Origin of the sequence: Nocardia amikacinitolerans NBRC 108937 (genome assembly GCF_001612615.1) — a bacterium.
Lineage (GTDB): Bacteria > Actinomycetota > Actinomycetes > Mycobacteriales > Mycobacteriaceae > Nocardia > Nocardia amikacinitolerans.
The window spans coordinates 1-26,844 of the sequence record NZ_BDAU01000020.1 but is presented as its reverse complement, the minus strand read 5'-3'; the positions used below and the strand labels follow the sequence as shown (position 1 = coordinate 26,844).

Annotated in this window: 23 protein-coding genes; 12 read left to right on the top strand and 11 right to left on the bottom strand. The window is 67.8% G+C overall.

Going from position 1 to position 26,844, the window contains the following annotated elements:
- Positions 1 to 12: 12 nt before the first annotated feature.
- The 4 genes from NAM01S_RS16795 to NAM01S_RS16780 form a co-directional block, all read right to left on the bottom strand.
- On the bottom strand, positions 13 to 1,095 hold the full coding sequence (locus tag NAM01S_RS16795; protein ID WP_067786279.1) for an ABC transporter ATP-binding protein: 1,083 nt from the start codon (positions 1,093 to 1,095) through the stop codon (positions 13 to 15).
- 239 nt (positions 1,096 to 1,334) lie between these two features.
- Positions 1,335 to 2,237, bottom strand: a complete 903-nt coding sequence (locus NAM01S_RS16790) for a L,D-transpeptidase (protein WP_067786276.1) — start codon at positions 2,235 to 2,237, stop codon at positions 1,335 to 1,337.
- Positions 2,238 to 2,607: 370 nt separating this feature from the next.
- A complete protein-coding gene (locus tag NAM01S_RS16785; protein WP_067786274.1) occupies positions 2,608 to 3,951 on the bottom strand; it encodes a cytochrome P450 in 1,344 nt (447 codons plus the stop codon).
- Positions 3,952 to 4,001: 50 nt separating this feature from the next.
- A complete protein-coding gene (locus tag NAM01S_RS16780; RefSeq protein ID WP_067786272.1) occupies positions 4,002 to 4,520 on the bottom strand; it encodes a DUF6764 family protein in 519 nt (172 codons plus the stop codon).
- A gap of 210 nt (positions 4,521 to 4,730) precedes the next feature.
- Between NAM01S_RS16780 and lppU the strand changes: the two genes are divergently transcribed.
- Together lppU and NAM01S_RS16770 are read left to right on the top strand one after the other, a co-directional pair.
- The gene (lppU, locus tag NAM01S_RS16775) at positions 4,731 to 5,348 is read left to right on the top strand and encodes an LppU family putative lipoprotein (RefSeq protein WP_084483012.1); all 618 of its coding nucleotides are present in this window, start codon (positions 4,731 to 4,733) and stop codon (positions 5,346 to 5,348) included.
- Positions 5,349 to 5,364: 16 nt separating this feature from the next.
- Positions 5,365 to 6,822 carry an MFS transporter gene (locus NAM01S_RS16770; protein ID WP_067786268.1) on the top strand — a complete coding sequence of 486 codons (1,458 nt, stop codon included), beginning with the start codon at positions 5,365 to 5,367 and terminating at the stop codon, positions 6,820 to 6,822.
- A 52-nt stretch (positions 6,823 to 6,874) separates the two neighbouring features.
- On the opposite strand, the gene NAM01S_RS16765 is transcribed toward NAM01S_RS16770, so the two are convergent.
- Entirely contained in the window at positions 6,875 to 7,549 is a 675-nt protein-coding gene (locus tag NAM01S_RS16765; protein ID WP_067786266.1) for a S1 family peptidase, read from the bottom strand.
- A gap of 526 nt (positions 7,550 to 8,075) precedes the next feature.
- Here NAM01S_RS16765 and NAM01S_RS16760 point away from each other — a divergent pair.
- The 9 genes from NAM01S_RS16760 (at position 8,076) to NAM01S_RS16720 (ending at position 17,555) form a co-directional block, all read left to right on the top strand.
- Positions 8,076 to 8,894, top strand: a complete 819-nt coding sequence (locus NAM01S_RS16760; protein WP_246124245.1) for an MlaE family ABC transporter permease — start codon at positions 8,076 to 8,078, stop codon at positions 8,892 to 8,894.
- Positions 8,895 to 8,898: 4 nt separating this feature from the next.
- A complete protein-coding gene (locus NAM01S_RS16755; RefSeq protein WP_067786262.1) occupies positions 8,899 to 9,762 on the top strand; it encodes an MlaE family ABC transporter permease in 864 nt (287 codons plus the stop codon).
- Between the two features lie 7 nt (positions 9,763 to 9,769).
- On the top strand, positions 9,770 to 11,242 hold the full coding sequence (locus tag NAM01S_RS16750) for an MCE family protein (RefSeq protein ID WP_067786261.1): 1,473 nt from the start codon (positions 9,770 to 9,772) through the stop codon (positions 11,240 to 11,242).
- Positions 11,239 to 12,282, top strand: coding sequence for an MCE family protein (locus NAM01S_RS16745; RefSeq protein ID WP_067786259.1), 1,044 nt, complete (start codon positions 11,239 to 11,241; stop codon positions 12,280 to 12,282). Before NAM01S_RS16750 ends, NAM01S_RS16745 begins: the two co-directional genes overlap by 4 nt.
- An 8-nt stretch (positions 12,283 to 12,290) precedes the next feature.
- Positions 12,291 to 13,277 carry an MCE family protein gene (locus NAM01S_RS16740; RefSeq protein ID WP_301318017.1) on the top strand — a complete coding sequence of 329 codons (987 nt, stop codon included), beginning with the start codon at positions 12,291 to 12,293 and terminating at the stop codon, positions 13,275 to 13,277.
- Complete coding sequence (locus NAM01S_RS16735; protein ID WP_067786256.1) at positions 13,277 to 14,386, top strand: MlaD family protein; 1,110 nt, start codon at positions 13,277 to 13,279, stop codon at positions 14,384 to 14,386. The genes NAM01S_RS16740 and NAM01S_RS16735 overlap by 1 nt, the downstream gene beginning before the upstream one ends.
- A gap of 8 nt (positions 14,387 to 14,394) precedes the next feature.
- Entirely contained in the window at positions 14,395 to 15,486 is a 1,092-nt protein-coding gene (locus NAM01S_RS16730) for an MlaD family protein (RefSeq protein WP_067786408.1), read from the top strand.
- Positions 15,483 to 16,661, top strand: coding sequence for an MlaD family protein (locus NAM01S_RS16725; RefSeq protein ID WP_067786254.1), 1,179 nt, complete (start codon positions 15,483 to 15,485; stop codon positions 16,659 to 16,661). Before NAM01S_RS16730 ends, NAM01S_RS16725 begins: the two co-directional genes overlap by 4 nt.
- Before the next feature lie 126 nt (positions 16,662 to 16,787).
- Positions 16,788 to 17,555, top strand: coding sequence for a hypothetical protein (locus NAM01S_RS16720; protein WP_067786252.1), 768 nt, complete (start codon positions 16,788 to 16,790; stop codon positions 17,553 to 17,555).
- Between the two features lie 94 nt (positions 17,556 to 17,649).
- On the opposite strand, the gene NAM01S_RS16715 is transcribed toward NAM01S_RS16720, so the two are convergent.
- The 6 genes from NAM01S_RS16715 to NAM01S_RS16690 form a co-directional block, all read right to left on the bottom strand.
- On the bottom strand, positions 17,650 to 18,300 hold the full coding sequence (locus tag NAM01S_RS16715) for a ribonuclease H family protein (RefSeq protein ID WP_067786249.1): 651 nt from the start codon (positions 18,298 to 18,300) through the stop codon (positions 17,650 to 17,652).
- A gap of 10 nt (positions 18,301 to 18,310) precedes the next feature.
- Positions 18,311 to 18,781: an SRPBCC family protein gene (locus NAM01S_RS16710; RefSeq protein WP_067786248.1), complete on the bottom strand. Its 471-nt coding sequence runs from the start codon at positions 18,779 to 18,781 to the stop codon at positions 18,311 to 18,313.
- Between the two features lie 160 nt (positions 18,782 to 18,941).
- Positions 18,942 to 20,105 (bottom strand): L-2-hydroxyglutarate dehydrogenase, encoded by a 1,164-nt coding sequence (gene lhgD / locus NAM01S_RS16705; protein ID WP_253798937.1) that lies wholly within the window; start codon positions 20,103 to 20,105, stop codon positions 18,942 to 18,944.
- 170 nt (positions 20,106 to 20,275) lie between these two features.
- Positions 20,276 to 21,043 (bottom strand): hypothetical protein, encoded by a 768-nt coding sequence (locus NAM01S_RS35055; RefSeq protein ID WP_157107768.1) that lies wholly within the window; start codon positions 21,041 to 21,043, stop codon positions 20,276 to 20,278.
- A 354-nt stretch (positions 21,044 to 21,397) separates the two neighbouring features.
- Entirely contained in the window at positions 21,398 to 22,189 is a 792-nt protein-coding gene (locus tag NAM01S_RS16695) for a TIGR03084 family metal-binding protein (protein ID WP_067786242.1), read from the bottom strand.
- Positions 22,190 to 22,297: 108 nt separating this feature from the next.
- Complete coding sequence (locus NAM01S_RS16690) at positions 22,298 to 23,653, bottom strand: DUF445 domain-containing protein (RefSeq protein WP_067786240.1); 1,356 nt, start codon at positions 23,651 to 23,653, stop codon at positions 22,298 to 22,300.
- A 267-nt stretch (positions 23,654 to 23,920) separates the two neighbouring features.
- On the opposite strand from NAM01S_RS16690, the gene lon reads away from it, so the two are divergent.
- On the top strand, positions 23,921 to 26,275 hold the full coding sequence (gene lon, locus NAM01S_RS16685) for an endopeptidase La (RefSeq protein WP_067786404.1): 2,355 nt from the start codon (positions 23,921 to 23,923) through the stop codon (positions 26,273 to 26,275).
- The last annotated feature ends 569 nt before the right edge of the window (positions 26,276 to 26,844 follow it).

Here is a 26,844-nt window from a genome sequence, read left to right as displayed (position 1 = left end):
GCCGAAAAGGATTCAGCGAAGGCGGGTTTCGGTCTCGGCGTCGAAGAAGAAGACTTCGTCGGGCTTGGGCCGCAGCTGCAGCGGGGCACCGAGGGCGGCGCGGAAGTGGTGGTCGACGCGGACAACCACTCTGCCCGTGCGGCTGCGCCAGTCGTCGGAGAGCGCGTGGCCGTACAGGAACGATTCGCCGCCGACTTCGTCGACGAGCTCGGCGGCGATCGACAGGCTCGCGGCGGAATCGGTGGTGATCTCCCAGGCTTCGGGGCGGACGCCGACGATGACGCGCGCGCCCGGCCGCACGCTACGCGGCAGCGGGATACGCAGGTCGTCGAGTACCGCGGCGTCGTCGCGCACCGGGGCGTCGAGCAGGTTCATGCCCGGTGCGCCGATGAAGCCGGCGACGAACGTGTTGACCGGGTCGTCGTAGAGAACGCGCGGGGCGGCGAGCTGCTGGAGCTTGCCTTCGCGGAGCACGGCGACCCGGTCCCCCATGGTCATCGCCTCGATCTGATCCTGGGTGGCGTAGACGGTGGTGGTGCCGAGGCGCTTCTGTAGGGAGGCGATCTGGGACCATGTGTTCACCCGCAGCCCGGCGACCAGGTTGGACAGGGGTTCGTCCATGCAGAAGACCTGCGGCCTGCGCACGACCACCCGTCCAAGCGCGACGCGCCTGCGTTCCCCGTCGGAGAGTTTCGCGGGTTTGCGGTCGAGCAGATCCTCGAGCTCGAGCAGCTTCGCGGCCTCGTCGACCCGAACCTGAGCGTCGGCCTCGCGCACGCCAGCGTCGCGGAGCGCGAAGCCCATGTTCTCGGCGACGGTCATGTTCGGGTAGAGCGCGTCGTTTCCGAAAACCATCGCCACGTCGCGGTCGCGCGGCGGCAGGTCGGTGACGTCCCGCTCGTCGATCAGGACGCGCCCGCGCTCCACCGTCGCCAGTCCGGCGAGCATGCGCAGAGCGGTGGACTTACCGCAGCCCGATGGCCCGACCAGCACGACGAATTCCCCGTCGGCGATCTCGATATCCAGGTCTTCGACGGTTGGCCTCGGCGCACCGGAATATCGGTGCGTCACCCGGTCGAAATGCACCGTCGCCATGCTGTCGTCTCCTCGTGTCGGCGCTTCAGCCGTATTCGCACGTCGGAAACTTTACGACCTGAACAGCTAATGATCGGTGAACATCGCCCGGCGGCGCGTTGAACACGCGACCAGTCCGGCGGTGCGTTGTCGAATCGCGAACCCCGCGCGGCTATTTCGCGGCGAAGCGAGCCGGAGAAACGAAAACGCCGACCGCGCGGAAGTGCGCGGTCGGCGTTTCGGTGGCTATCGCCCGGATATCAGTTCCAGTCGCCAAGCCCGTCGCGCGAGTTCAGCGTCCCGCCGTCGGTGTTCTGCACGATGACCGGGTCGCCCTTCTGCGCGTTCTCGAAGAACCAGCGGGCGTTCTCGGTACTCACGTTCAGGCAGCCGTGGCTGACGTTCGACACGCCCTGCTGGCCGACCGACCACGGGGCGGCGTGCACGAAGATGCCGCTGTTGGAGATGCGGGTGGCGTACTCGACCTCGAGCTTGTAGCCCTCGGGGGCGTCGATCGGGACGCCGTAGGTCGACGAGTCCATGATCATCTTGCGCTGGCGCTCGCCGACGATGTAAATGCCGTTCGGGGTCTCGTACTTGGGCTTGCCCATCGAGACCGGCATCTCCATCACGACCTCGCCGTTGCGGGTGACGGTGACGGTCTTCGTGGTGTCGTCGGCGGTGGTGATCAGCGCGTCGCCGATGCGGAACGAGCTGGTCGTGCCGCCCGCCACCACCGTCACGTCGGTGTTGTCCGGCCAGAAGTCGTTCGGCCGCCAGCGCACCTGCTTGTCGCTGAACCAGTAGAAGTGGCCGGGCGCGTCCTTCGAAGCGGTCACCTTGATGGCCTTCTCGGCGGTGGCGTGGTCGGTCACCGGCTCCTGGAAGGTGATGATGATCGGCTGCGCGACGCCGACCGTCTCGCCGTCGGCGATATTGATGCTCGGCGGCGCGAAGTTGGCCTGGGGGGCGGGATCGGTGGCCGCGGCCGCCGATCCCGAACCGACTCCGGGGAGGCCCGGCTCGGCCTGAGCGGGAGCGACGATCATGGCACCGGCCGCCGCGATCGCCGCGGACAAGAGAACGCCCCGCCGGATCCGGCGGGCTAGCCGTCCTTCCTCGCGGAAAGTCGACAGCGTTCTGTTGTTCGAAGCGGCATGCATAGGTTATTCGTCCATTCCAGCTCTCGCGCGCGCGTACGCGGGCGAGATGGCTCATCGGTGTGGTGCTCGGCGCCCGCGCGCGGACGTCACGGGTCCCTCGGAGCTGCCACGGATACTGACGGGGGCCTGCGAAGCACCCCACGGGTATTGACGCCCGACCCCGTTCATTCCTACCGTCCGGATGCAACGGCTAGCCAGTACCAATATTCGGTTATTCGACCTACTGGTCAGATGTGTCCTGGGACACATAAGCCATTGGCAGTCACCAGCTTTGGACAAACGGCCCGGTCAGGTCGGCAAGTCCGGTTCGAGTGCGGCAACCTGCGGTCCGTCCGGTTTTGCGCAAGCCAAAACGCTTTCGTGACCGAAATCACGCCAGGACGTCGAAGGGGATCGACCGATGCGGTCCCGTCGCGATGTTGTGCGGCACCGAGAGCGGCGCCCGCCCGCGCGCGTAGCGCGGCGGCAGCGCGAGCCGCACCCGGCCGAGCAGAGTGGCGAGCACGACGCGCAGTTCGTACTCGGCCAGGCTCGCCCCGACGCAGCGCCGATGTCCGCCGCCGAAGGGTGCGAACTCGAAGGGGCCGTAGCGATGGTCCAGGAACCGTTCGGGGCGGAACCGCTCGGGATCGTCCCAAATGTCCGGATCGCTGTGCAGCAAGGGTAGCGCGAGCCCCATCGTGTCGCCCGCCGCCAGGTGGACGCCGCGCAGCTCGTACGGCTCGGTCACCCGGCGCAGCACGATCGGCACCGGGGGACGCAGGCGCAAAGTCTCCTGGCAGACGGCGTCGAGGTAGGGCAGCGCCGCGAGTTCCGCGGGCGAATCGCCTGCCTCGCGCAGCTCCGCGCGCAGCTTGCGCAGTGCCTCCGGCGCGCGGTGCAGGTGGTACAGCGCCCAGACCAGGCTCGTCGCCGTGGTCTCGTGCCCGGCGACCAACAGGGTGCGCAGCTGGTCACCGAGTTCGGCGTCGGTCGGTGCGCTTCCGTCGTCGTAGCGCGCGCTCAGCAGCAGGCCGAGGATGTCGGAGTCGTCTTGGCGCGCAGTGCTTTCGCGCTCGGCGAGGTCTTCGCGGATCAGCCGATCCAAGCGGGCGCGCGCCGCGACGAACCGGTCCCACGGCGCGCGGCCGAACGCACCGCACCGCAGGGCGGGCACGAGCAGCAGCGGGCCGGAGAAGGCGGTGAGGAACTCGGTGATCGCGGCGGTGTACGCGGCCCGTCGCCGGTGGGCGCGTACACCGAAGACCGCCTCCAGGATCACCCGCAGCGTGATCGACCGCGCCGCGGCGCGCGAATCGACGCGCGCACCCGGACGCCACGGCGCCGGGCCGCCGCCGATCTCGTCGAGCGTCGCGGTCCGGATCAGCTCGCCGTAGGCGCGGATCCGCGCGCCGTGGAACAAGGGCGCGAGCAAGGTCCGGTCCCGTCGATGCGCGGCACCCGAGGTCAGGATCAGTGAGGCCGGTCCGACCAGCGGCTCGATCGGATTCGGCCGCGGTGGTTCGAGCAGGTCGATCGGTGCGCGGAACAGGTCACGCGCGCCCGCGGGCGTTCCGGTGAACAGCACCGCGCCGAAGCCGGGAAACCTGACGTAGAACGGATCACCCTCGCGCGCCCGCCGCCACCGGAAATACCGCTCGAAGTCCAACCCCGCCGCGAGCGCGTGCAGCGCGAACAACCGCGGCTGAGCGGGTGCTGCGGTCTCGGTCGCCATGCCCTTACCTACGAGACGCCAACGGCGGCGGTTCGACCGTGGGGGCTCGCTCAATGCGACGCGGCCCAGCGGCCGAACGGCGTCGCGAGGCAGGACGCACCGGTGGCCGCGTTCCACGCGAAGGCCGCGGACCCGAGGCACACCACGGTGCGTTCCTCGCTGCTCACCTGGGCGCGCGAGCCTTCGAAGGCGATCGAGACCGCGATCGTCCTGCCGTCCGCCGCGTCGGGATCGGTGATCGAGGTCAGTGCGAGCGCGTCCGGGCCGAAGCCGAGCGCGACCGGAATCCCGCCCGCGCCCTCGGCGGCGCCGATGCCGCCCGCCGCGCCGACGCCGAGCGCCGTCGCGCCAGCGGTTGCGCGGGCGTAACCCACCCCGTCGAAACCGGCCGATCGCGCCTGCCCTTCCGGGTCGGCGGTGGCCCGGCACCCGGCACGACCATCGATGACGGTGACGTCCACGCCGTGCTCCGCACCGCAATGCACATCGGTTGCCGAAGCGAGGGCCGGAAGTGCGAAGGAGGATCCCACCGCGGCGGTCGAGCAGATGATCGCGCTGATCAGCTTCACGGTCTACCCCTTTCACACCGTAGGGCCCACCATACCCAGGTCGATTGCCTGCGAGGCCTTTCCGCAGCACGCCTCGGACTGTGTCCCTTTCGACTCGACTACCGCGTCCGTGATGGTGTATGCATGGCGTGATATTTGAAGATCAGATCGTCAACTTCGGATTCTTACGGGGGTGTGAGTTCGGAGCGTTACAGCTCGGGAGGACTGTACGTGTCTCGCCAACTGCTATCCGGTCTCGCGCTCGCGCTCGGAACCGCCGCCACCGCGCTCACCCTGATGGCGTGTAGCTCGACCATCGACGGCACCGCGCAGCCCGCGCTGGACAGCGGGACCGTCGACGCCGTCAACACCAGCACACCGAAAACCTCCGCGCCCAAATCCAGTGGCAGGCCGACCTCCGGCCGCCCGACGCCGACCGGCGGCAGCACCGATTTCGAGGCGTCCATCGGCGACTGCGTCACCCTCGGCGGCACCACGACCAACGCAACCATCGCGAAGGCGTCCTGCGGCAGCCGCGCGTCCAACTACAAGGTCATCGGAAAGACCGAGACCAGCTCGGCCTGCCCGTCTGATCGCGACAACTACTACGCCGAGACCATCAACGGCGTGCAGCAGGGCGCGCTGTGCCTGGACATCGACTGGGTGGTCGGCGGCTGCATGGACGTCGGCGGCGACGACCCGAAGCGGATCGACTGCACCGAGCGCGGCACCCAGGGCGTTCGGGTGACCAGCATCGAGCAAGGCGTCAGCGACTCGGGCGCCTGCGCCACCGGCATCGGATTCGAGTACGGGGAACGCGATTTCGTGGTCTGCGTCGAGGAACTCTGACCGATAGGTTGGACCGGTGAGCACCGTCTCGGAGCTACCCCGGCTGCGTTCGGCCACCGGACGCTGGATCCTGCTCGCCACCATCCTCGGCTCCTCGGTCGCCTCGCTGGACGCCACCGTCGTCAATATCGCGCTGCCGCGCATCGGGGAGTCGCTGGACACCGATGTGGCCGGGCTGCAATGGACGCTCAACGGCTACACCCTGACCCTGGCCTCGTTCATCCTGCTCGGCGGCTCGCTGGGCGACAAGCTCGGCAGGCGCAAGGTCTTCGTCTGGGGCGCAGTGGGTTTCGCGGTCACCTCGGTGCTGTGCGCGGCGGCGGTGAACATCGAGATGCTGGTCGCGGCGCGGGTGTTGCAGGGCGTGGCTGGGGCGATGCTCACGCCGGGCAGCCTCGCGCTGATCTCCTCGTCGCTGGACGAACGCGACCGCGGCGCGGCGATCGGGCTGTGGTCCGGCTTCGGCGGCGTGGCGGGCGCGCTCGGGCCGTTCCTCGGCGGCTGGCTGATCGACTGGGTGGGCTGGCAGTCCATCTTCCTGATCAACGTGCCGCTGGTCGCCGTGGTCGTTGTCGTCGCGCTGCGCCACGTGCCGGAGAGTTCGGACCCGAACGCCGCCGCGCGGCTCGACGTCCCCGGCGCGGTGGTGGTCGCGCTTGCCCTCGGCGCGCTGACCTTCGGCCTGATCGACGCGATGCCGCTGCTCGCCGTCTCCGGCGTGCTGCTGCTCGCGGTCTTCGTGGTGATCGAGGTACGCAGCGACCATCCGCTCGTGCCGCCCGCGCTGTTCCGTTCCCGGGTGTTCACCGCGGCCAATCTGGTGACGCTGGCCGTCTACGCCGCGCTCGGCGGCGTCTTCTTCCTGCTCGTCATGGAGCTCCAGCTGGTGGCGGGCTACTCGCCGTTGCTCTCCGGGTTGGCCACGGTGCCGATCACGCTGATCATGCTGGCGCTGTCCGCGCCCGCGGGACGGTGGGCACAGGTGCACGGGCCGCGCGTCCCGATGACGCTCGGACCCTTGCTGGCAGCGGCGGGATTGATCCTGCTACTTCGCATCGGACCGGCCGCCGGATACGTCGGCGATGTGCTGCCGGGCGTGGTGGTCTTCGGGCTCGGGCTCGCCGTGCTCGTCGCCCCGCTCACCGGCGCCGTGCTCGGCGCGGTGCCCGCGTCCGAGGCCGGGATCGCCTCCGGCGTGAACAACGCCGTGGCAAGGACCGCTCAGCTGCTCGCGGTCGCCGCGCTGCCCGGGCTCGCGGGCATCTCCGGCTCGCTCACCGACCCGGCCGCGTTCGACGACGGGTTCGAGACCGCGATGTGGATCTGCGTCGGGCTGTTGGCCGCCGGCGCACTGATCGCCGCCGTGCTGCTGCGTCCGCCGCGCCGGGCGCCGGACCCGGCGAGCGTCGAGTGCCTGCCGCAGTGCGCGGTCGCGGGTCCTGCGGTCGCGCCGAAGGCTACGAACCCCGCGTAAAAGAAAGGAGCGGGCGATGTCGCCCGCTCCTCGTCGTCTGTGCCGTGGCCGATCAGATCGGCACGTAACCAGCGCCGGGGCCGCCGCGCGCGTTCAGGTCGTTCATGATCGCGCTCATGTTGGTGCCGACCTCGGGGCCGAAGCACGCGATCGCCAGGTAGGCGTTCACCATGCCGACCAGGGTCGTGCCCGCGACCACGGGTGCGCCGGAATCGCCTTCGACGACGCACATCTGGGTCCAGGTCTCGATGTTGGTGCCGAACACGTCGCCGTAGGTGATGCCACAGGTGTTGCCGGTGGTCCGGCCTTCCTTGCAGACGATCATCGGGAACTGGGCTGGTCCGCCGATGCCGGTGATGGTGACGTTGCCGACCCGGTTGACCGGGGTGATCGCGCCCGGCTCGAACTCGATGACGGCGTAGTCGAGCTCCGAGTTGGAGTAGACGAAGCGACCGATCACGCCCGCCTCGCGATCGACCTCCGCGTACACCTCCGCGCCAGGGTCACCGCAGTGTCCGGCCGTGAGCCCGACCAGTCGGCCCGCGTTGTCGTGACCAACCGTGGTGACGGTGCACTCGAACATGTTGTCGATGACGATGCCGGATCCGCCCCCGATCACCGGCGGACCTGGCGCGGCGGCCGCGGGGCCTGCGCCCGTCCCGAGCAGCGCCGCACCGAGGGCGACGGCGAAGACGGCGTTGGCCGCCTTGGCGAGTTTGCTGAACATGTCCCTCCAGACGTCGGAAGCCCGCACGATATCAATCTGTCGCATACATCGTGTCAGTATTCGGTCTCGGGCGCGTCCCGTACGGGTGCTCCGGCGGAGGGTGCCGCCGAATCGTAATAGTGATAGCTACGATCTATAACAAAGGTCGTCGTTCGACACGCCCAATGCGTTTCCAATCGGGATCGAACACATTCGGAAGGCCTTCGAAAAGGCGTCAAATTTAGATGAATAGTTTCCGTGTAATTGATCGGTGATAGAGGACGACGCCCATATAGAGGGGCCTCAACTGTAACCTGTTCTAAAATCTGGACGCTTTATTTTGGGACGCAAGACAAAGGTTGGAGCACGTGCTCGAGGGCTTTTCCCGACAGTGACTCGCATCTATGACTGCAATCACATGACGATGGTGTGTTCCGCACTACTCCGTAGTAAGGTGCGTCAAGCAAACAAGTCGTCGGGGTGAGCAACCGGCGTCGAGAGGGGTTAGCCAGTGCAGTCGACCAAGAGTCCTCCCACGGGATCACGGATAAGTGAAGCGGTCGATTGGACGAGGTCGTACTGGGAAGACCATCCCAAGCGGTCACTGGAGACCTTCGGCCGACAGATCACGATGGGCATCGCCGCGGTGGCGGAACTCGTCCTCGCCATCTTCCGGCGACGGTTCCCCTTCGGCGAATTCGTGCGTCAGTGCGCCTTCATGGCCAATGTGGCCGCGGCGCCGACGCTGCTCGTCGCGATTCCCATCGGCGTCATCGTCTCGATCCAGGTCGGTGCGGTGGCCGGACAGGTCGGCGCGACGTCGTTCATCGGCGCGGCCAACGGCCTCGGCATCATCCAGCAGGGCGCACCGCTGGTCACCTCGATCATGATCGCGGGCGCGGTCGGCTCGGCCATTTGCGCCGATCTCGGCTCGCGCACCATCCGCGAGGAGATCGACGCCATGAAGGTGATGGGCGTGGACCCGATGCGCCGCCTGGTCGCGCCTCGGCTCGGCGCCGCGATGCTGGTCAGTGTCCTGCTCTGCGGCTTCGTCGTCTTCGTCGGCTTCCTGACCGGCTACATCTTCAACATCTTCGCCCAGGGCGGTACGCCGGGCTCGTACGTCAGCACCTTCTCGTCGTTCGCCGTGACCCGCGATCTGCTCGTCGCGCTGGTGAAGTCGCTGATCTTCGGTCTGCTCGCCGCCATCATCGCCTGCGATACCGGCCTGAACACGCGCGGTGGACCCGGTGGCGTCGCGAACTCGGTCAACTCGGCGGTGGTGAGTTCCGCGCTGATGCTCTTCGGCGTGAACCTCATCATCACCCAGGTCTACAACGCACTCTTCCCCCCACAGGTGGTCTGAGCCGGTGTCATCAACCTACGTACCGCCGCTGCTGCGGCCACTCCAGGGACTCAAGCGTTCCGCGCAGGCGCCGGTCGATCTCGTCGCTCGGCTCGGCCACCAGGTCTTCTTCTTCCTGCGTTCCGTCGGCTCCATTCCACTGGCGCTCAAGCAGTACCCCAAGGAAGTGTGGCGGCTGCTCTCCGACGTCACTTGGGGCAACGGCAACCTGGTCGTCGGTGGCGGCACCATCGGCGTCATCGTGATCCTGAGCGCGTTCGGCGGCATGACCGTCGGCATCCAGGGCTACACCTCGCTGAACCTGCTCGGCCTGAGCCCGATCACCGGCGCGATCTCGGCGTTCGCGACCACCCGCGAACTCGGTCCGCTGCTCGCCTCATTGGCCTTCGCGGCGCAGGCGGGTTGTCGATTCACCGCGCAGCTCGGCGCGATGCGCATCTCCGAGGAGATCGACGCGCTGGAGTCGGTGGCCATCCGGCCGCTGCCGTACCTGGTCAGCACCCGGATGTTCGCGGCGATCATCGCGATCGTCCCGCTGTACTGCCTCGGTCTCGCGACCGCCTACATCTCCTGCTCGCTGACCGTGCAGCTGATCGGCGGCACCGCGAGCGGCACCTACGCGCACTACTTCTATCAGTTCCTGATACCGACCGACGTGCTGTACTCGCTGCTCAAAGCGATCATTTTCGTCGCGATCACCACCTTCATCCAGTGCTACTACGGCTTCTTCGCCTCGGGTGGGCCGGAAGGCGTGGGTGTCGCGGCGGGGCGGGCGATCAAGATGTGCATCATCCTGGTCGTCTTCGCGGACCTCTTCATGACGTTGGCGATCTGGGGCGTCAACCCCGGAATCCGGATCTCGGGGTAAGGGCCAGATGATCATCGATCCCAGTGGGCGCGGGCCCACGATGCGGCAGTTGCTGATCGCGGGCGTGTGCGGACTGATCGTCTTCGCGCTGGTGCTCGGCTTCCTCATGGCGCGCTACACCGGCTACTTCGTACCGAAGGTGAACGTCGTCGCGCAGCTGACCACCACCGGTGACGGCCTGCCTTCGGAAGCCGACGTGAAGTTCCGCGGCGTCCTGGTCGGCGCGGTCGACGAGGTCGAGGTCGCGGCCAAGGGCGAACTGCAGAAGGTGCAGATCGAGCTGAAGCCGGAGTACGCGGGCGACATCCCGTCCAACGTGACCGCGCGCGTCGTGCCGAGCAACCTGTTCGCCGTCACCTCCATCGAACTGGTCTTCAACGGCCCGTCCGACACCTACCTGAAGGAAGGGTCGGTCATCGAGGAGGACCGCAGCAAGGGCACGATCGCGCTCCAGGACACGCTGACCACGGTCCGCAACATCCTGGAGAAGCTCGACCCCGTGCAGTTCGGCCGGGTGCTCGGCACCCTCTCGCAGGCGCTGGACGGCAGCGGCCGGATGCCTGGCTCGACCATCGAGCGGCTGGACCGCTGGGTGCTCGCCGTCGACGAGTCCATCCCGGATCTCGGCGTCTTCCTGAACGACTTCTCCAGCTCGTTCCGCGCGCTGAACGAGTCGGCCCCCGAACTGCTCGACGTGCTCGGCAGCTCGGTGCAGACCGCGAGCACCATCGCCGAACGCCGCGACGAGCTCGTCGCGCTGATCACCGGGACAAGCGGCACCGTCGACCGGGTGAACGACCTGTTCGCCCGCAACCCGAACGTCGGCAAGGAAGTCACCGTCGGCACCTCCGACCTGTTCGGCGCGCTCACCGCCGACCCCACCGCGATCACCAGGACGCTGCTGAACCTGAGCGAGTCGGTCCGGGCGATGAACACCACGTTCCGCTGGGGTCCGCAGCAGCAGCAGATCTGGAACGCGGGCATCACGCTCACGCCGTACAAGCCGTACACCGTCGCGGACTGCCCGCGCTACGACGAGATGGCCGGACCGAGCTGCGCCACCGCGCCCGAGGTGAATGAGCTGCCGCCGCTGCCGGAGAACCTGCGGCCGCGCGCGCTGGAATCGGCCGCCGGATTGCCTCCGGTGGTGCCGATGCCCGGCTTGCCGCTGATCCCCGGCGTCACCATGCCGGATCCGGGCCGAGTCGTCGCCGACCTGCAGGAAACCGCGCAGCAGCCGTTCGCGGGTACGCCGCTCGAGGGTCTGTTCCCGGTCCTGCCCGGCCTGCTGCCGCCCGCCCCCGCACCCGCGGCGGCCCCGGCGGACGCGCCCGCGGCCGGCAGGCCGATCTCCTACCAGGGTGACGCGGCGATCGAGAAGCTGCTCGGCCGCAAGCCGACCACCGCGGAATACTTGCTGCTGAGTCCGATTCTGAAGGGCGGAACGATGGAAGTGTCCGAAGGCGGTGCTTCGCGATGAGTATCAAGAAGCCGCTGATCGGGTTCGGTATCTTCGCGATCGTCTCCATCCTGGTGACGGTGGTCGTCTGGAACACCCTCGCGCGAGTCGTCGCGGGCGATACCAAGACCTATTCCGCGACGTTCACCGATGTGCTCGGTCTGCGCGAAGGCGACGACGTGCGCATGGCGGGCGTTCGAGTGGGCAAGGTCGAGAAGATCGAGCTGGCCCGCGACGATCGGACGAAGAAGTCGGTCGCGAACGTGACGTTCATCGTGCAGAGCGACCAGACCATCTACGACGACACCAAAGCCCTTGTCCGCTACCAGAACCTGATCGGCCAGCGGTACGTGGCGCTTGCTCCCGGCGAGGCGTCCAACCCGGCGCCGCTGAAGGACAAGGCCTCGATTCCGCTGGAGCGGACCGAGCCGTCGTTCGACGTGTCGGGTCTGCTCAACGGGTTCCAGCCGCTGTTCCAGGTGCTGCAGCCCGAACAGGTGAACCGGCTCTCGGAGACGTTCATCCAGGCGCTGCAGGGCGACGGCGTCTCGCTGAGCTCGTTCATCGTGCAGGCCGCCCAGCTGGCCACCGATTTCCAGCGTCGCGACGCGATCCTGTCCGACGTGATCGCCAACCTGTCCGGTGTGATGGCGGGCTTGGCCAAACGAGGTGATGAATTGGAGACCCTGGTGACGCAGACCCGGGCCTTGATCGGCGGACTGTACGAGCAGGGTCAGTCGCTGCTCGCCTCCACCGAGCAGATCGCGAGCGCGACCACGTCGCTGGTCGGCATGGTCGGCAACATCCAGCCGCGGCTGCAGACGGCGCAGAACTCCACCAGCGCCGCGCTGACGCTGCTGCTGGACAACGGCGCCAAGCTCGACCAGGCCGCGATCGACCTGCCGCACGTCCTCTCGGCGGCGGGCAGGCACACCTCGGAGGGCGCCTACGCCAACGCCTACCTCTGCGGCTTGGACGTCTCGCTCTACGGCGTGCTGTTCCCCCGCGGTCTGTTCTCGCAGATCGGTGGCACTGCGCACTCGGCGGTGTGCCGCCCATGATCGCGAAGATGAGGAACCGCTTCGACAGCAACCGCTACTTCTGGCTCGGCATCATCGGCGCCGTGCTGATCGTGGTGCTGCTGATGGCCTCGGGCATCATCCGGATGCTCGGTGTCGGCGATCAGACGGTCAAGGCCGAGTTCGTGCAGGCGGCCGGGATCAAGGTCGGCGACAAGGTCAACGCCGCGGGCGTTCCGGTCGGCACCGTGACCGGCGCGAAGCTCGAGGGCAGCCACGTGCTGCTCACGATGAACGTCGACAACAACGTCAAGCTCGGCCCCGACGCCCGCGCCTCGATCAAGATGGCGACGCTGCTCGGCGCCAGGTACGTCGACCTGGATCCCGGCGACGGCTCCGGCCTGAAGGACGGCCGAATCCCGGTGTCCAACACCGCGGTTCCGTACAACCTCGCCGACGTGGTGCAGATCGGCACGCCGAAGTTCGAGGCGCTCGACACCGCGAAGCTGGCCGAATCGCTGAACGTGATCAACCAGTCGATGGGTGACTCGCCCGAGCTGACCGCGCAGGCGCTGGACAGCGTCGGCGCGCTGGCGAAGGTGATCGACACCCGCCGCGAGGAGGTCGACAAGCTGCTCAAGGACCTGGACCGGGTCACCACGATCCTCGGCGAGAACCGCAACAGTGTGCTGCTGGTGATCACCCAGGGCGAGGCCATCGCCAACCGGGTGATGGAGCGCCAAGACCTGCTGCGCCAGCTGCTCGACAACATCGCGGCGCTGACCAGGCAGCTGCAGGAGATCGGCGCGCAGAACGAAGGTCAGCTCGGCCCGACCATTCAGCAGCTGAACACGATGGCCGAGGGTCTGCAGAAGAACAAGGACAATCTGGACCGGATCCTGTCGTTGCTTCCGCCGACCGTGCGCTACCTGGCCAACTCGTGGGGTGGCAGCGGCCCGTACGGCGACGTGGGTCTGCCGTGGCTGTTCCCGGACAACTGGTTGTGCTTCGCCCAAGCTATCGAGGGGTGCCAGTGATGAAATTCGCCACCGCTGCCAAGCTGAGATCCGCCGCCAAGCTGGTCGCGATCAGCGCCGCGGCCCTCACCGTCGGCAGCTGCTCGTTGCTACCGACCTCGGTCAACGACGCGCTCGGCGGCACGATGAAGATCACCGCCGACTTCGAGAACATCGCGGGCATCTACGAGGGCAACCCGATCACGGTGCTCGGGCTCCAGGTCGGCAAGGTCGACAAGATCGTGCCGAAGGGCACCCTCGTCGAGGTGCACCTGTCGGTCGATTCCGGCGTGAAGATTCCGAAGAACGCCGAGGCGGCGATCGTCTCGCCGTCGATCGTCACCGATCGGCACATCGAACTCACCCCCGTCTACACCGAGGGCGAGACGATGACCGACGGCACCCACCTGCCGAAGGCGCGCACCAGGACTCCCGTCGAACTCGACACGATGATCAAGACCATCGATCAGTTCGCGGCGGCGCTCAAGCCGCAGGAAGGCGTCGAGGGTCTCGGTCCGCTTTCCGGACGGGTGCTGTACCCGATGATGAACGGCAACGGCGAGAAGATGCGCGACACCCTCAACGCGCTGTCCGGCGCGCTGAAGGTCGGCGTCGACAACAAGGACGCGATCTCCAACATCATCATCCAGCTCAACGAGCTGACGACGATGCTGGCCGAGAACGACCAGTCCGTGCGCGATTTCAGCAACCGCGTGACCCAGATGACCGGGCTGCTCGCCGAGCAAGCCCCGGGTCTGCAGGCCACGCTCGACCAGCTCAACGACTTCCTGGCCAACACGAGTACGACGCTCGGTGACTACCAGGGCGAGCTGGCCGCCAGCCTCGCCGGTCTGACCAACGTCACCAACCAGCTGCGGGACAACGCCTACGGCCTCACCGAGGTCGCCGACGTGGCCCCGATGGCGATGCAGAACATCGACAGGATCATCAACCGCGAGGGCCGCTTCGTGCGGCTGCACGCCATCATCGGCACCGCGCTCAACGGCGAGATCGTCGCCCTGTTCTGCGAGCGGATCCAGATGAAGGCCGACGGGTGCCGCACCGGAAATATGCAGGACTTCGGACCCGACTACGGGCTCACCGCCGCACTGCTTGGACTGACGAAATGACGTACCGCATGACGATCAAGGCACGCAGGGCGCTCGTCGCCATCGCGGCGGTGGCCGGGGTGGGCATCACCTCCGGCTGCGGGTTCACCGTCGAAGACCTGCCGCTGCCCAAGCCGGGACAGGCGGGCGAGACCTACACCGTGCAGGCAGTGTTCGAGAACGCGCTGAACCTGCCCGACCAAGCCAAGGTGAAGATCGGTGGTTCGGATGTCGGTGTGGTCACCGGCATCACGACCAAGAACTTCCAGGCCGTCGTCGACCTGAGCATCCGCAGCGATATCGAGTTGCCCAAGGGCAGCACCGCCGAACTGCGCCAGGCCACCCCGCTCGGTGACGTGTTCGTCGCGCTGTCCAAGCCGAAGGTCGAGCCGGGCGCGCCGATGCTGCACGACGGCGACACACTGACGATCGAGGACACCTCGGCGGGCGCCTCCGTCGAGCAGCTGCTCATCTCGGTGTCCATGCTGTTCAACGGCGGCGGCATCGCCTCGCTCACCAAGCTGACCTCGGAGCTGGATTCCATCGTCGGCGGGCGCGGGCCGCAGGTCGCGCACCTGATCAACGAATTGACCGGTGTGGTCGGCAGTTTGAACGACAACACCGCCCGCGTCGACTCGGTGCTGAACCAGTTCAGCACGCTGGCGACCACCCTCGAGTCGCGGCGAGCGGAACTTGGTCAGGTCGCCGACACGCTGCCCCAGATGATCGGCGCCGTCGCCGAGAACAACCGGGCGATCGGCGAACTGCTGACCAAGATCTCGGAGACCAGCGCCGCGCTCGGCGACTACTCCGACACCACGGGTGACCAGCTGGCCAGCCTGCTGGACAACACCCAGGCGCTGATGGACGCGCTCGCGCGAACCGGCGACGACTTCGGCCTCCTGATGGACCGTCTGCACGAGATCCGGCCGAAGGTCGACGCCACCTTCCGCGGCCGCAGCTTCGCCGTCTACGCCACCGCGACGAACCTCGATATCAGCGCGCTGACCGACCCGCAGCACGGCAGGCTGCCGAACCTGGAAGACCTGCAGGACTTCGCGGGCAGCCTGATCCAGGTGCTGCAACTCGTGCAGCAGCGGGTGACGGGGGGCCACCGGTGAGCGCGGTCTCGAAGATCTGGTCGAACAAGCTGATCCTCTCGGGGATCGGCCTGGTGCTCGTGCTGCTCGTCGGCGCGTCGTACCTGCTGGTGAGCGTCATGCGGATCAATCCGCTGCGGTCCAGCTACACCGTGACGGTGAACCTGGACCGCTCCGGCGGTCTGCAGCCGGGCAACGACGTGACCCTGCGCGGCTACCGCGTCGGCAAGGTCACCTCGATCGAGCTGACCGACCGCGGCCAGGCCATCGCCGCCCGCGCCGAGATCGACAGCCGATACAAGATCCCGGTCGACACCGACGTGGCGGTGCAGGCGCTGTCTGCCGCCGGTGAGCAGTACATCGACTTCCGGCCCGGCACCGAGGACGGACCGTTCCTCGCCGACGGCGCCGTCGTCCAGTTCGATCCAGAGACCGTCAAGACGCCGACGCCGGTGTGGTCGGTGCTGGACAACACCAGCGCGCTGATCGCGCAGGTCGATCCGGACAAGTTCAGCGTCATCCTCGCGGAGCTGGACATCGCGCTCAGCGGCGGCCCGGATCAGCTGCGCGGTCTGGTCAACGGCATCAGTCTGGCCACGTCCGGCCTCGACTCGCTGCTGCCGCAGACCACCAGCCTGATCACCAACCTGCGCACCATCGCCGACACCACGTCGCAGGCGCAGCCGGATCTCGCCATTCTCACCGCCAACTCCGGGGAACTGTTCGCACAGTTCAACGCGGCCAACGCGGAGCTGCAGGGCGTGCTGGACTCGGGCCCGGGACAGCTGGAGAGCCTCGGCGCCGTGCTGGACAAGACCGCGGACCCGATCACCAGCCTGGTCACCAACTTCGTCGCCATCACCAAGGCCGCGCAGTTGCGCCTGCCCGCGCTGCGCGCGTTGTTCCCGTCGCTCGCGCTCGGCGCCGAGGCGCTCGGTGTCCCGGCGTGGGACAACGAGTTCCACGCGATGATCGATATCTGGCCCCGGCCGTACTGCACCTACAACACCCCGCAGATCCGCAACGAGGTCGTCCAGGACGGCAGCATCCCGAAGTGGAACTACTGCGTGAACCCGCCGCCGGGTCAGCAGATCCGTGGCGCCGCCAACGCGCCGCGACCGAACGTGCCGAACAACGGCGCCCAGATGCCTCCGGGTGTGGATCCCAACGAGCGGACCCTTCCCCCGGTGCGGTGAGTGACCCGGGCCACCGGCTGTCCGGTCGGCCCGGCATACTCGCTGGTAGAACCCGTACGGTTTGCCCATGCGGGCCGGCCAGCCGAATCGGTGCGTGCGCGCGCCGGGAAAGAGCAGGATTTATCGATGTCCACCGACGACGCCGACACCAATAAAGACGCCGAGACCACGAAGAAGACCGCCGAGGAGAGCGCCGCGACCGACGCGGCGGGGGCGAGCGACGCGGCGACGGCCAAGCTTGACCTGGGGAAGGCGGGCGAGAAGCAGACGAAGAGCGAGCCGAAGCCGAAGCCGACACCCGCGGCGAGCCAGGACCGCTCGAATCTGCTGCCGGTGATCGCGGCCTTCGTCGCGGGCATTCTGCTCGTCGCGGCCGTCACCGCGGTGGTGGTCTTCTACCTGCAGGCACAGAAGAAGTCGGACGAGCTCGCCGCCGTCAACGACGCGACGCGGGCGGCCTGCGATTTCGGCCGCGACGTCTCGGTCTACGACTACTCCAAGGACCTCGAGGGCTACTTCACCAAGGTCAAGGAGGGCTCCACCGGCGAGTTCCTGAAGGAATTCACCGACGCCACCACGGCGCTGACCGACGCGATGGTGCAGGCGCAGGTCAAGTCCTGGGCCGACGACGTGCAGTGCGGGTACCAGTCCGGTGACACCAGCGAAGCCAAGGTGCTGGTGACGCTGACCCAGTTCCGTACCAACTTCACTCAGCAGCAGCCGGATCGGCAGTTCGTGGTCATCGTCGCCGACCTGAAGAACGAGGACGGCAAGTGGAAGGTGGCCAAGCTCGACTCGCCGATGCTGAAGGGCGGCGGCACCGGCCTGCCCGGCGGTGCGCCCGCGCCCGCTCCGGCCCCGACCGAGCAGCCGCAGCCGCAGCCAGGCAACTGATCGCTCGACAGTTCTCCGAAAGCGCCTCCGGCGGTGGGCCCAGTCACCACCGCCGGAGGTCTTTCGGGCGGTCCTCCTGCGGTCGCGGAGCTGCTCAGAACAGAGTCAAAGTCTGAGGAGCCGACGCGACCGCCTTCCCCGAGGCCCGCGGCCCGGTGGTCTTCTGTTGCGGTGCGGCATTTCGCTGTTGCGGTGCAGCGCTTTTCGCCAGCGTCACCGACAGCGGCACGGTCGTCTTCGCCAGCGGCACCGTGGTTTTCGGCGTATCCACCGCGGCGAGTTCGGTGGCGTCGACCTCGGCGGCGGACGCCGAAGCCGCGGCCTTCCGCGCCGCTTCGCCCGCGAGGGTGTCAGCCATCTCGTTGAAGTAGTTGCCGACATGGCCGCGCACCCAACGGAATCGGACCGGACCCGGCCTGCTCGCGATGGCGCGGTCGATCTGCTTGATGATCTCCACGTTCTTGACGGCGCCGCCGGTAGACGTGCGCCAGCCGTTCAGCCGCCAGCTCGAGATCCATTCCGACGCGCACTTGATCGCGTAGAGCGAATCGCTTTCGATCAGAAGGGGTTCGGCGCCGGGGTGTGCCTCGATGGCCTCCAGGACCGCGCGTAGCTCGGCGATCTGATTCGTCCCCGTCGCGGCTCCCCCGCTGCGCGAGGCGCCCCCCTGATGATTGACCCAAGCCCAGCCGATAGCGCCGCCGGGATTTCGGAGGCAGGATCCGTCGGTGCTCACGATGATCATGGCTGGCACCCTACGCAATCCGACCGACAAGATCGGTACCGTGGAATTCCTCTATCTCCCTTCGCAATTGCGACTCGGTGCGACGTAACGCCGATCGCACGGCATTGTCGACCAAGCCCGCGCACATGCGGCCGAGGAAGCCGCGAGGTGCAGCGTACTCCGCTTCGGAGGTCAGCACCGACCGTCCATAGCCGAGCGGGTCGAAACGCAGCGTCAGCGTTCCCGACAACCGCCCACGCAGCGTATACCCGATCACCACGTTGCGGCGATATTCGGTGATCTCGCAGGGGATCGTCGGACGCCAGAGACCGAGTCGGACCGTTGTAGCGAAGCGGGCGCCGGGACCTTGGTCCAGTTCGCCGGTGGGCTCGAAGGAGGCGACGCCGAACATCCAGTCCGGCACGAACAGGTGGTTGTCCGTGTACGTGAACGCCACTTCGACGGGTGCCCCGACGTCACTCGCGTACTTGATGTGGCCCATAGGCCCTCCCTGATCCACGGCTGCGGACAAAAGTACTACAGCTCTCCTCTTTATTCGAGGGGTTGGGAGGATTTCGGGTAGCAGTCCTTTCCATATCGCGACCGGCCGGTTGCTTGGTTCTCTGCGTATTTCCGGTCCGGTTTCCGCGGTCGGCGTTTCGTCAGATCAGGTCGACGATGTACTCCGCGATGGGCATGGCCGAGGTCGCCGCGGGCGAGGGCGCGTTGAGCACGTGCACCGAGCGCGCGGTGCGTTCGATCATGAAGTCGTGGACCAGGGTGCCGTCGCGCAACACCGCCTGCGCGCGGATGCCTGCCGGGCGCGGTCGCAGGTCGGCGGCGGTGAGTTCCGGGCAGTACCGGCGACATTCGGCCAGGTAGCCGCGCTTGAACACCGAATTGCGCAGTTCGCGCAGACCCGTTTTGAAGTGCGCGCGGGCGACCCGGTGCACGCCGGGAAAGCCCACGACCTCTTTGGCGTCGCGCAGGTCGACGCTCCCCTTTCGATAGCCCTCGCGCGCAAGGCCGAGCACCGCGTTGGGTCCGACGGTGAGCTCGCCGTCGATGGTCGGGCTCAGGTGCACGCCGAGGAACGGCAGGTTCGGGTCGGGCACCGGATAGATCAGCGTGCGCACCAGACCGGCGCGTTCGGGCGGCAGCTGGTAGTACTCGCCGCGGAACGGGACGATGCGAAAGTCGATCGGCAGACCCGCGAGTCGCGCCATCCGATCGGCTTGCAGTCCGGCGCAGACCACCAGGGTGCGTGCGGTCCACGCGCCGGTCTTGCCGGTGATCGTCACCGCCGAGTCGGTCTCCTCGATGGCGGTGACCTCCGTGCCCAGCACGATCTCACCGCCCGCCGCGCGAACCTGTTCGGCGAGTGCCGCGGTCACCTCGCGGTAGTCGATGATGCCGGTGCCCGGCACGAAAAGCGCGCCGACGCCGGTGATCCGCGGCTCGCGCCGCACGAGCTCGGCGGCGTCGACGAGTTCGACCTCCACCCCGTTGGTGACCGAGCGCTCGTACAGCGCCAGCATCCGTTCGTATTCGGCGGCATCGGTGGCCACCAGCAGTTTTCCGCACACCTCGTACGGAATCCTCTGCGCCGCAGCAAATTCCTTCGTCCAATGAGCACCCCGCCTGCACAACTCGGCCTTCAGACTCCCGGGCTCGTAATAGATCCCGGAGTGGATCACCCCGCTGTTGTGCCCCGTCTGATGCACCCCCAACGCTCCGGCCTTCTCGACCAACACCACCCGAGCCCCCGGATACCGCTCCACCAGCCGCCGAGCCGTCGCCACCCCGACGATCCCACCCCCGATCACGCAAAAGTCGTACACGTCAGCCGACAGTACCGGGGTGGGGAGAAAGTGCGTCGAGACTCGTCGCGCCAGTTTCTTGCACTGGCGGCTCCATCCCGGTCCTCTCGATAGGGGCGGGTCTTTTCGTACCCACCCCTGGGCGGTGGCGTAAGCCTCCTGGCTGGTGAGTCGGGTCAGATGGTGGTGGCGTGGGCGTCCGGAGCGTCCGGAGCGTCCGGAGCGTCCGGAGCGTCCGGAGCGTCCGGAGCGGCCTGGGCGTCCAGAGCGGCGGGGGCGTCCAGAGCGGCGGGGGCGTCCGGAGCGGCGGGGGCGTCCGGAGCGGCGGGGGCGGCCGGGTTGGTTGGGGCCGGGTGGCGTTGGAGTTCGATGGTGTGTTCGCCGAGGTTGGCGTCCGAGAGGACGAAGGCGATTTCGCCGCTGCGGGTGTCGATTTCGGCGCGGATCTGGGTGATTCCGGTGGGGTCCAGGTCGATGCCGAGGTGGTCGCGCACAGGTTCGGAGAGCACGAGGCCGGTGAGCGTCGAGAAGGCGTTGGTGTCGACGGTGAACGCGACGGTGCCGGTGCGGACCGGGGCGACTTGCGCGCCCACGTAGGCGGTGCCGAGGCCGAGGCGCCCGCCGAGTCCAGTGGGCCGCGCCGGAGCGGCGGCCGGATCTGATTGCGGCACAACAGCTTCCGCCGGAAAAACGGAGGCTTGGTAGGTCGGCAGCACGTGCGCCTCACCGGCGAGCAAGGTTTCGACGGGTCGCGGACCCTGGTGTGGCGCGAAGGGCTCGACGATCGGCGCGGGCGGCGGCGCGGCTCGTCCGGCGCCGGAGTGGGTGTCGGCCATCTGGTTCACGACGTACGCGCCTGCGACAAAAGTGAGGCTGAGGCTGGCCGCGCCGGCCAACACGATCGCGGTATGACGCACGATCTGAGCAGGTTTGTGTGCCGTCACGATGCGTTCCTTTCCCTCCGCCCCGACTCCCCTCGCGTCGTCGGCCCGCATCGTTGAAAGCCGAACGCCTGTCCAGGTTACGACGCTTCGCGATCTTGGACGGCATCCGTGCGAGCAGGATCACAATAGACCGCGCTACGGATGTTTCCGGCATCTGACGAGGGGGTAAAAACCGGTTAGCTGGCGAGCGTCATTCTCGACTGCCACTCTTAGACACCCGGCCAACGGCGTCCGGCCGTCGACGCGAACGGCGCACCCAAGTGTGGCGCTCGCCCGCTCCCGAGTTCTCGGATCGGGTCGGGTGAAGCCCGGTCGGACGTTGTCCGGCCGGGCTGCCTGCCATTTCGGCAGCGGTCAGGCGAATTGCCCTGCGGCCCGGCCCTCCCCGGACGGTCCCGCGAAGACCTGGGCGATCGTCAACCACTCCTGCGCATCCGGGCCTTCGGCGCGCACCGCCAAGTCGTCGGGGTGGCGGCGCTGGGTGACGAGCAGGCAGAAGTCCAACGCGGGCCCGCTCACCCGCTGCGCCGCGTCCTCCGGACCCCACGTCCACACCGAGTCGTCCGGCGCGGTGAGTTCGACGCGGAACTCCTCGGCGGGCGCCGTCTTGCCCCGCACCGAATAGGCGAAGTTCCTGGTCCGCACGCCGAGGTGGGCCACGCTGCGCAACCGCGCGGTCGGCTCGCGCGTCACGCCGAGGGCGTCGGCCACGTCCTGGCCGTGTGCCCACGTCTCCATGAGCCGCGCGGTGATCATCGAGGCCGGGCTCATCGGCGGGCCGAACCACGGCAGCTTGGTCCCGGCAGGTACCGCGCGCAGCGCCTCGATCAGCGTCTTGCGTCCGGCGCGCCAGCGCTCGAGCAGTTCGGCGGGCGGGGCCGCGGCGGCTTCCTCGGCCGCCTCGTCGACGAAGGTCAGCGCCTTGGGCGCGGCGGCGGCGACCTGTTTCGCGAACTCGTCGGCATCGGAGGCGGCGATGGTCGCGACCTCGTCGGTCCAGGTCAGGTGCCCGATCTGGTGGGCGATGCGCCAGCCGGGCGCGGGCGTCGGCCGGGCCCAGTCCGCGGGCGCCAGCGGGGCGACAAGTCGTTCCAGGTCCGCGCATTCGTCGGCGAAATCGCCGAGCAGCGCCTCGAGGTCAGCCATGAGTTCCCTTGCCGATCGCGGGCACACCGCCGCGTGTGCCTGGTGTGACCCAGCATCGCAGCGGCGCGGAAAAAATGCAAGCACGCGTGCTTGTATTTCCCGCGTGGTCTACCACCCGAAAAGCACCAGGTGGGCCGCGCCGACGACCAACCCGAGCACGGCGCCGTGCAGGTACAGCAGCCAGGCGTCCTGCTCCACCGAGGCGTAGAACATCTCCATGAACTCGCCGGGGCTCAGCTGCTGCAACTTGCGCGCGGCGAACTCGTCGATCTTCTTCGCCTGCTCGCGCGCGAACTCCTCGTCCTCGATCATGCTCGGCGCCAACGCGACAGCGGCACCGGCCGCGCCGACCTTGAGATTGTCGAACTGCCGTTTGCCGAACGCCGCGCGCACCATCGAGTGCGTCGGCCCGAGCTGACGGTGGATCTCCTCGGAGATCAGCCGCTCGACGAGCTGGCGTGTCTTGTCGCCGTTCGGACCGTCCAGCAGTTCCGACGCCAGGTTCGGCAGCGTGAGCACCTGGTACGCCAGGATGCGCGCGAGGTCGGTCGCGGCCTGCGGCTGGCGCTTGGCCAGCAGGGCCTGGCGCCACAGGTACTTGTACCGCGGCTGCGGATCGCCCGGCTCGAAGACCATCTTCACCGCGATGACGTTCACGATGACGCCGATCGCCGCCGCACTGAGCAGGACGATCACCCAGGCAGGGACCCAGCCGAGCACCGGAATGCGGTCGTGCACGTGCAGATACAGCGCCATCAGCAGACCGAACGGCGCGCCGAGGAAGCCGATGCGCACCATGAACTTCAGCTCGGGGGCGGCGATGGTGGTGGTGAGGTCCTTGAGGATGTCCGGGTTCTCGCGCAGGTAGCGGATGACGAAGCTCTTGATGTCGATGAGCTGATCGATGTTGTCGCCGAGCGAATCGAAGGCCCGGCGCGTCAACTTCGGCAGCTGCCGGTCCACCCGCTGGTAGATGACCTGTCGCATCTGCCGCGGCACCGAGCGCCACAGGTCCGGGTTCTCCCGGTACATCACCTCGTCGACGAGCGGTTGCACCTGTTTACGCGCCAGCTCGGCGATGTAGTCGGCGATGCCGTACAGGTCGAGCTCGTGGATGAAGTCCCGTGGACTGCCGATTCGCATCAGCGCCTTGTCGACGCAGATGCTCGCCATCTTCTCCGCGCGCGCCGGAATGAAGCCTTGGAAGCCGAGTTGGCGGCCGTCGCCGGAGAAGGTCGGCAGCACCTGCACCCGCCGCGGCAGGTACGGGTACAGCACGTGCAGGCCCGGCACGCGGAAGCCGCGGAACTGTACCGGCCAGAAGAGCATCAGCACGCCGGTCCAGTTGGTCAGCCAGCCGGCGAGCGCGCTGAAAATCGGGAAAGTGACCAGGTCGACGACGAACTTCGTCTGGCCGGTGAGCTCTTCCCAGTCGATGAACACCCCTGAGGCGAGAGTGGTCATCCTGGGATCCCCCTAATGGCGCGAGCTGAAGAGGACCCCACATTCTCATTGCGATTGCGAGGGTGTCAACGCGGGAGCGGGAACTGTCACAGACGGCCGAGGTTCCGTTCTGTCTTCGCTCTGAGCGAACGTCCATGAGGGCGCGGAACAAAGACGGGAAGGGTGGGGTTGAGTAGGCATCGCTCAACTTTTGGAAGGGTCGAAGACGTGACTACACCTCAGAATCTGCCGGTGCTGTTCCTGACCGATCCGATCGTGCTGCCGGGCATGGTCGTGCCCATCGAACTGGACGAATCGGCGCAGGCCGCGATCGACGCCGCGCGCGCAGCCAAGTCCGAGGCGGTGCTGCTCGCGCCGCGACTGACCGAGGGCTATGCCTCTTACGGCGTCGTCGCGACCATCGAACAGGTCGGCCGGATGCGCGGTGGCGCGCCCGCGGCGGTCCTGAAGGCGGAGCGGCGCGCCAAGATCGGCCACGGGGTCACCGGGCCGGGCGCCGCGCTGTGGGTCGAGGCCGAACCGGTCGAGAATCCGGCGCCGGACGGCCGGACCAAGGAGCTGGCCGCCGAATACAAGAAGCTTGTCGTCTCGGTGCTGCAGCGTCGCGAGGCGTGGCAGATCATCGACGCGGTCAACCAGCTGACCGACCCGTCCGCGATCGCCGACACCGCGGGCTACGCGCCGTACCTGACCCCCGAGCAGAAGCGCGAACTGCTCGAGACTCCCGAGGTCGCCAAGCGCCTGACCACGCTCATCGAGTGGACCAAGACGCACATCGCCGAGGCCGAGGTCACCGAGAAGATCAGTGACGAGGTCCGCGAGAACGTGGAGAAGAGCCAGCGCGAGTTCCTGCTTCGCCAGCAGCTCAACGCCATTCGCAAGGAGCTCGGCGAGGACGAGCCGGATGGCGCCGAGGACTACCGCACGCGTGTGGAGCAGGCCGACCTGCCCGAGTCCGTCCGCGAGGCGGCGCTGCGCGAGGTCGGCAGGCTGGAGCGGTCCAGCGACCAGAGCCCGGAATCCGGCTGGATCCGGACCTGGCTGGACACCGTGCTCGAGCTGCCGTGGAACGAGAAGACCACCGATTCCACCGACGTCTCCGCCGCCCGCGCGGTGCTCGACGCCGATCACCACGGCCTGGACGAGGTCAAGGACCGCATGGTCGAGTACCTGGCGGTGCGGGCCAGGCGCGCGCAGCGCGGGCTGGAGGTCGTCGGTGGACGCGGCTCCGGCGCGGTGCTCGTGCTGGTCGGTCCGCCCGGTGTCGGCAAGACCTCGCTGGGTGAGTCCGTCGCACGGGCCTTGGGGCGCAAGTTCGTTCGCGTCGCCCTGGGTGGCGTGCGCGACGAGGCGGAGATCCGCGGCCACCGCCGCACCTACGTCGGCGCCCTCCCCGGCCGCATCGTGCGCGCCATGAAGGAGGCGGGCTCGATGAACCCGGTCGTGCTGCTCGACGAGATCGACAAGGTCGGTTCCGATTTCCGCGGCGACCCGGCGGCGGCCCTGCTCGAGGTGCTCGATCCGGCGCAGAACCACACCTTCCGCGATCACTACCTGGACCTGGATCTCGACCTGTCCGACGTGCTGTTCATCGCGACGGCCAACGTCATGGAGACCATCCCCGGTCCGCTGCTCGACCGCATGGAGCTGATCACGGTCGACGGTTACACCGAGGCCGACAAGGTCGCGATCGCCCGCGACTTCCTGATTCCGCGCCAGCTCGAGCGTAATGCGCTGACCGCCGAGGAGGTTTCGATCACCCAGGAGGCGTTGCGCGAGATCGCGGCGAACTACACCAGGGAAGCGGGCGTGCGGCAGATGGAGCGCCTGATCGCGAAGGCGTTGCGGAAGGCCGCGACTCGGCTCGCGGAGGACGAAGTCGGTTCCGGCGCAACGGTGTCCGACATCGGTCTGGGTTACGACCCCGAACTCGGCTACGACACGATCTCTTCCGGCCACCTGACCATCGGTCTCGGCGATCTGAAGGACTACCTCGGCCGTCCCCGGTTCACCCCGGATTCGGTGGAGCGGACCGCGGTCCCCGGCGTGGCGACCGGCCTCGCGGTGACCGGCGCGGGCGGTGACGTCCTCTACATCGAGGCCAACGCCGCCGAGGGCGAGCGCTCGCTGACCCTGACCGGCCAGCTCGGCGACGTCATGAAGGAATCGGCGCAGATCGCGCTGACCTACGTGCGCTCGCACCTGGAGGAGATCGGCATCGAACCGTCGGTGCTCGACCGCAACATCCACATCCACTTCCCGGCGGGCGCGGTGCCCAAGGACGGTCCGTCCGCGGGCGTCACCATGGTCACCGCCTTGGTGTCGCTGGCCCTCGGCCGCCAAGTGCGCTCGGACGTCGGCATGACCGGCGAGGTCACGCTGAACGGTCGGGTCCTGCCGATCGGCGGCGTGAAGCAGAAGCTGCTCGCCGCGCAGCGCGCCGGGTTGAAGACTGTGTTCATTCCGGCCCGCAACGAGCCGGATCTGGACGAGGTGCCCGCCGAAGTGCTTGCGGCGCTGGATGTTCGACCGGTCGCCGACGTGGCGGACATCCTGGCCTACGCCATCGAGCCGGTGGTGGAACCCGCGGTGAATCGGCCCGCGTTCGCCGCCACCGCGTGAGTTCAGGGCCGGGCGCGGGAAACCGACCCCGGCCCTTCCGGGTTCGGGAAGCCGCTTTCGCTGCCCCTGACTAGCGCCACACATGCTTTGCACGCCTCACATAGGCACCGCCTATGTGAGGCGTGCGAACGCTATGTGCCACCACCCGCGAATCCGATCAGCGCCGTGAGTTCTCTTTCGACGCCGCGGGTGCTGAAGGGGTGTTCCTGCCGCGGTTCGTTTGGAGCTGGGCTCGGTTTGGTGTGGGTGTTGCGTTGGGGTGACGGTTTTCGGTGTTGGGGTACCCAAGGGGGTGCGCCTACCAGTGCTTCCGCCCATTGTTGCGGGTGCTCGGTCGGTGTGCCTACCAGTGCTTTCGCCCATTGTTGCGGGTGCTCGGGTGGGTGTGCCTACCCAGGTTTTCCTCCGAGCAGTGCTGGGCACGTCGTGTGCCGTACCCGGCTTACCTCCCGCAGTTGGTGGGCGCGGGGTTCGGCTTCCGGCGTGGTCATCCGGCTGTGGTTGCGTCTAGGGAGGGGCTAGTGAAAGGAAGTCCTGGCGAAATGCTCTGCCTGTCAAGGCCCCAACCG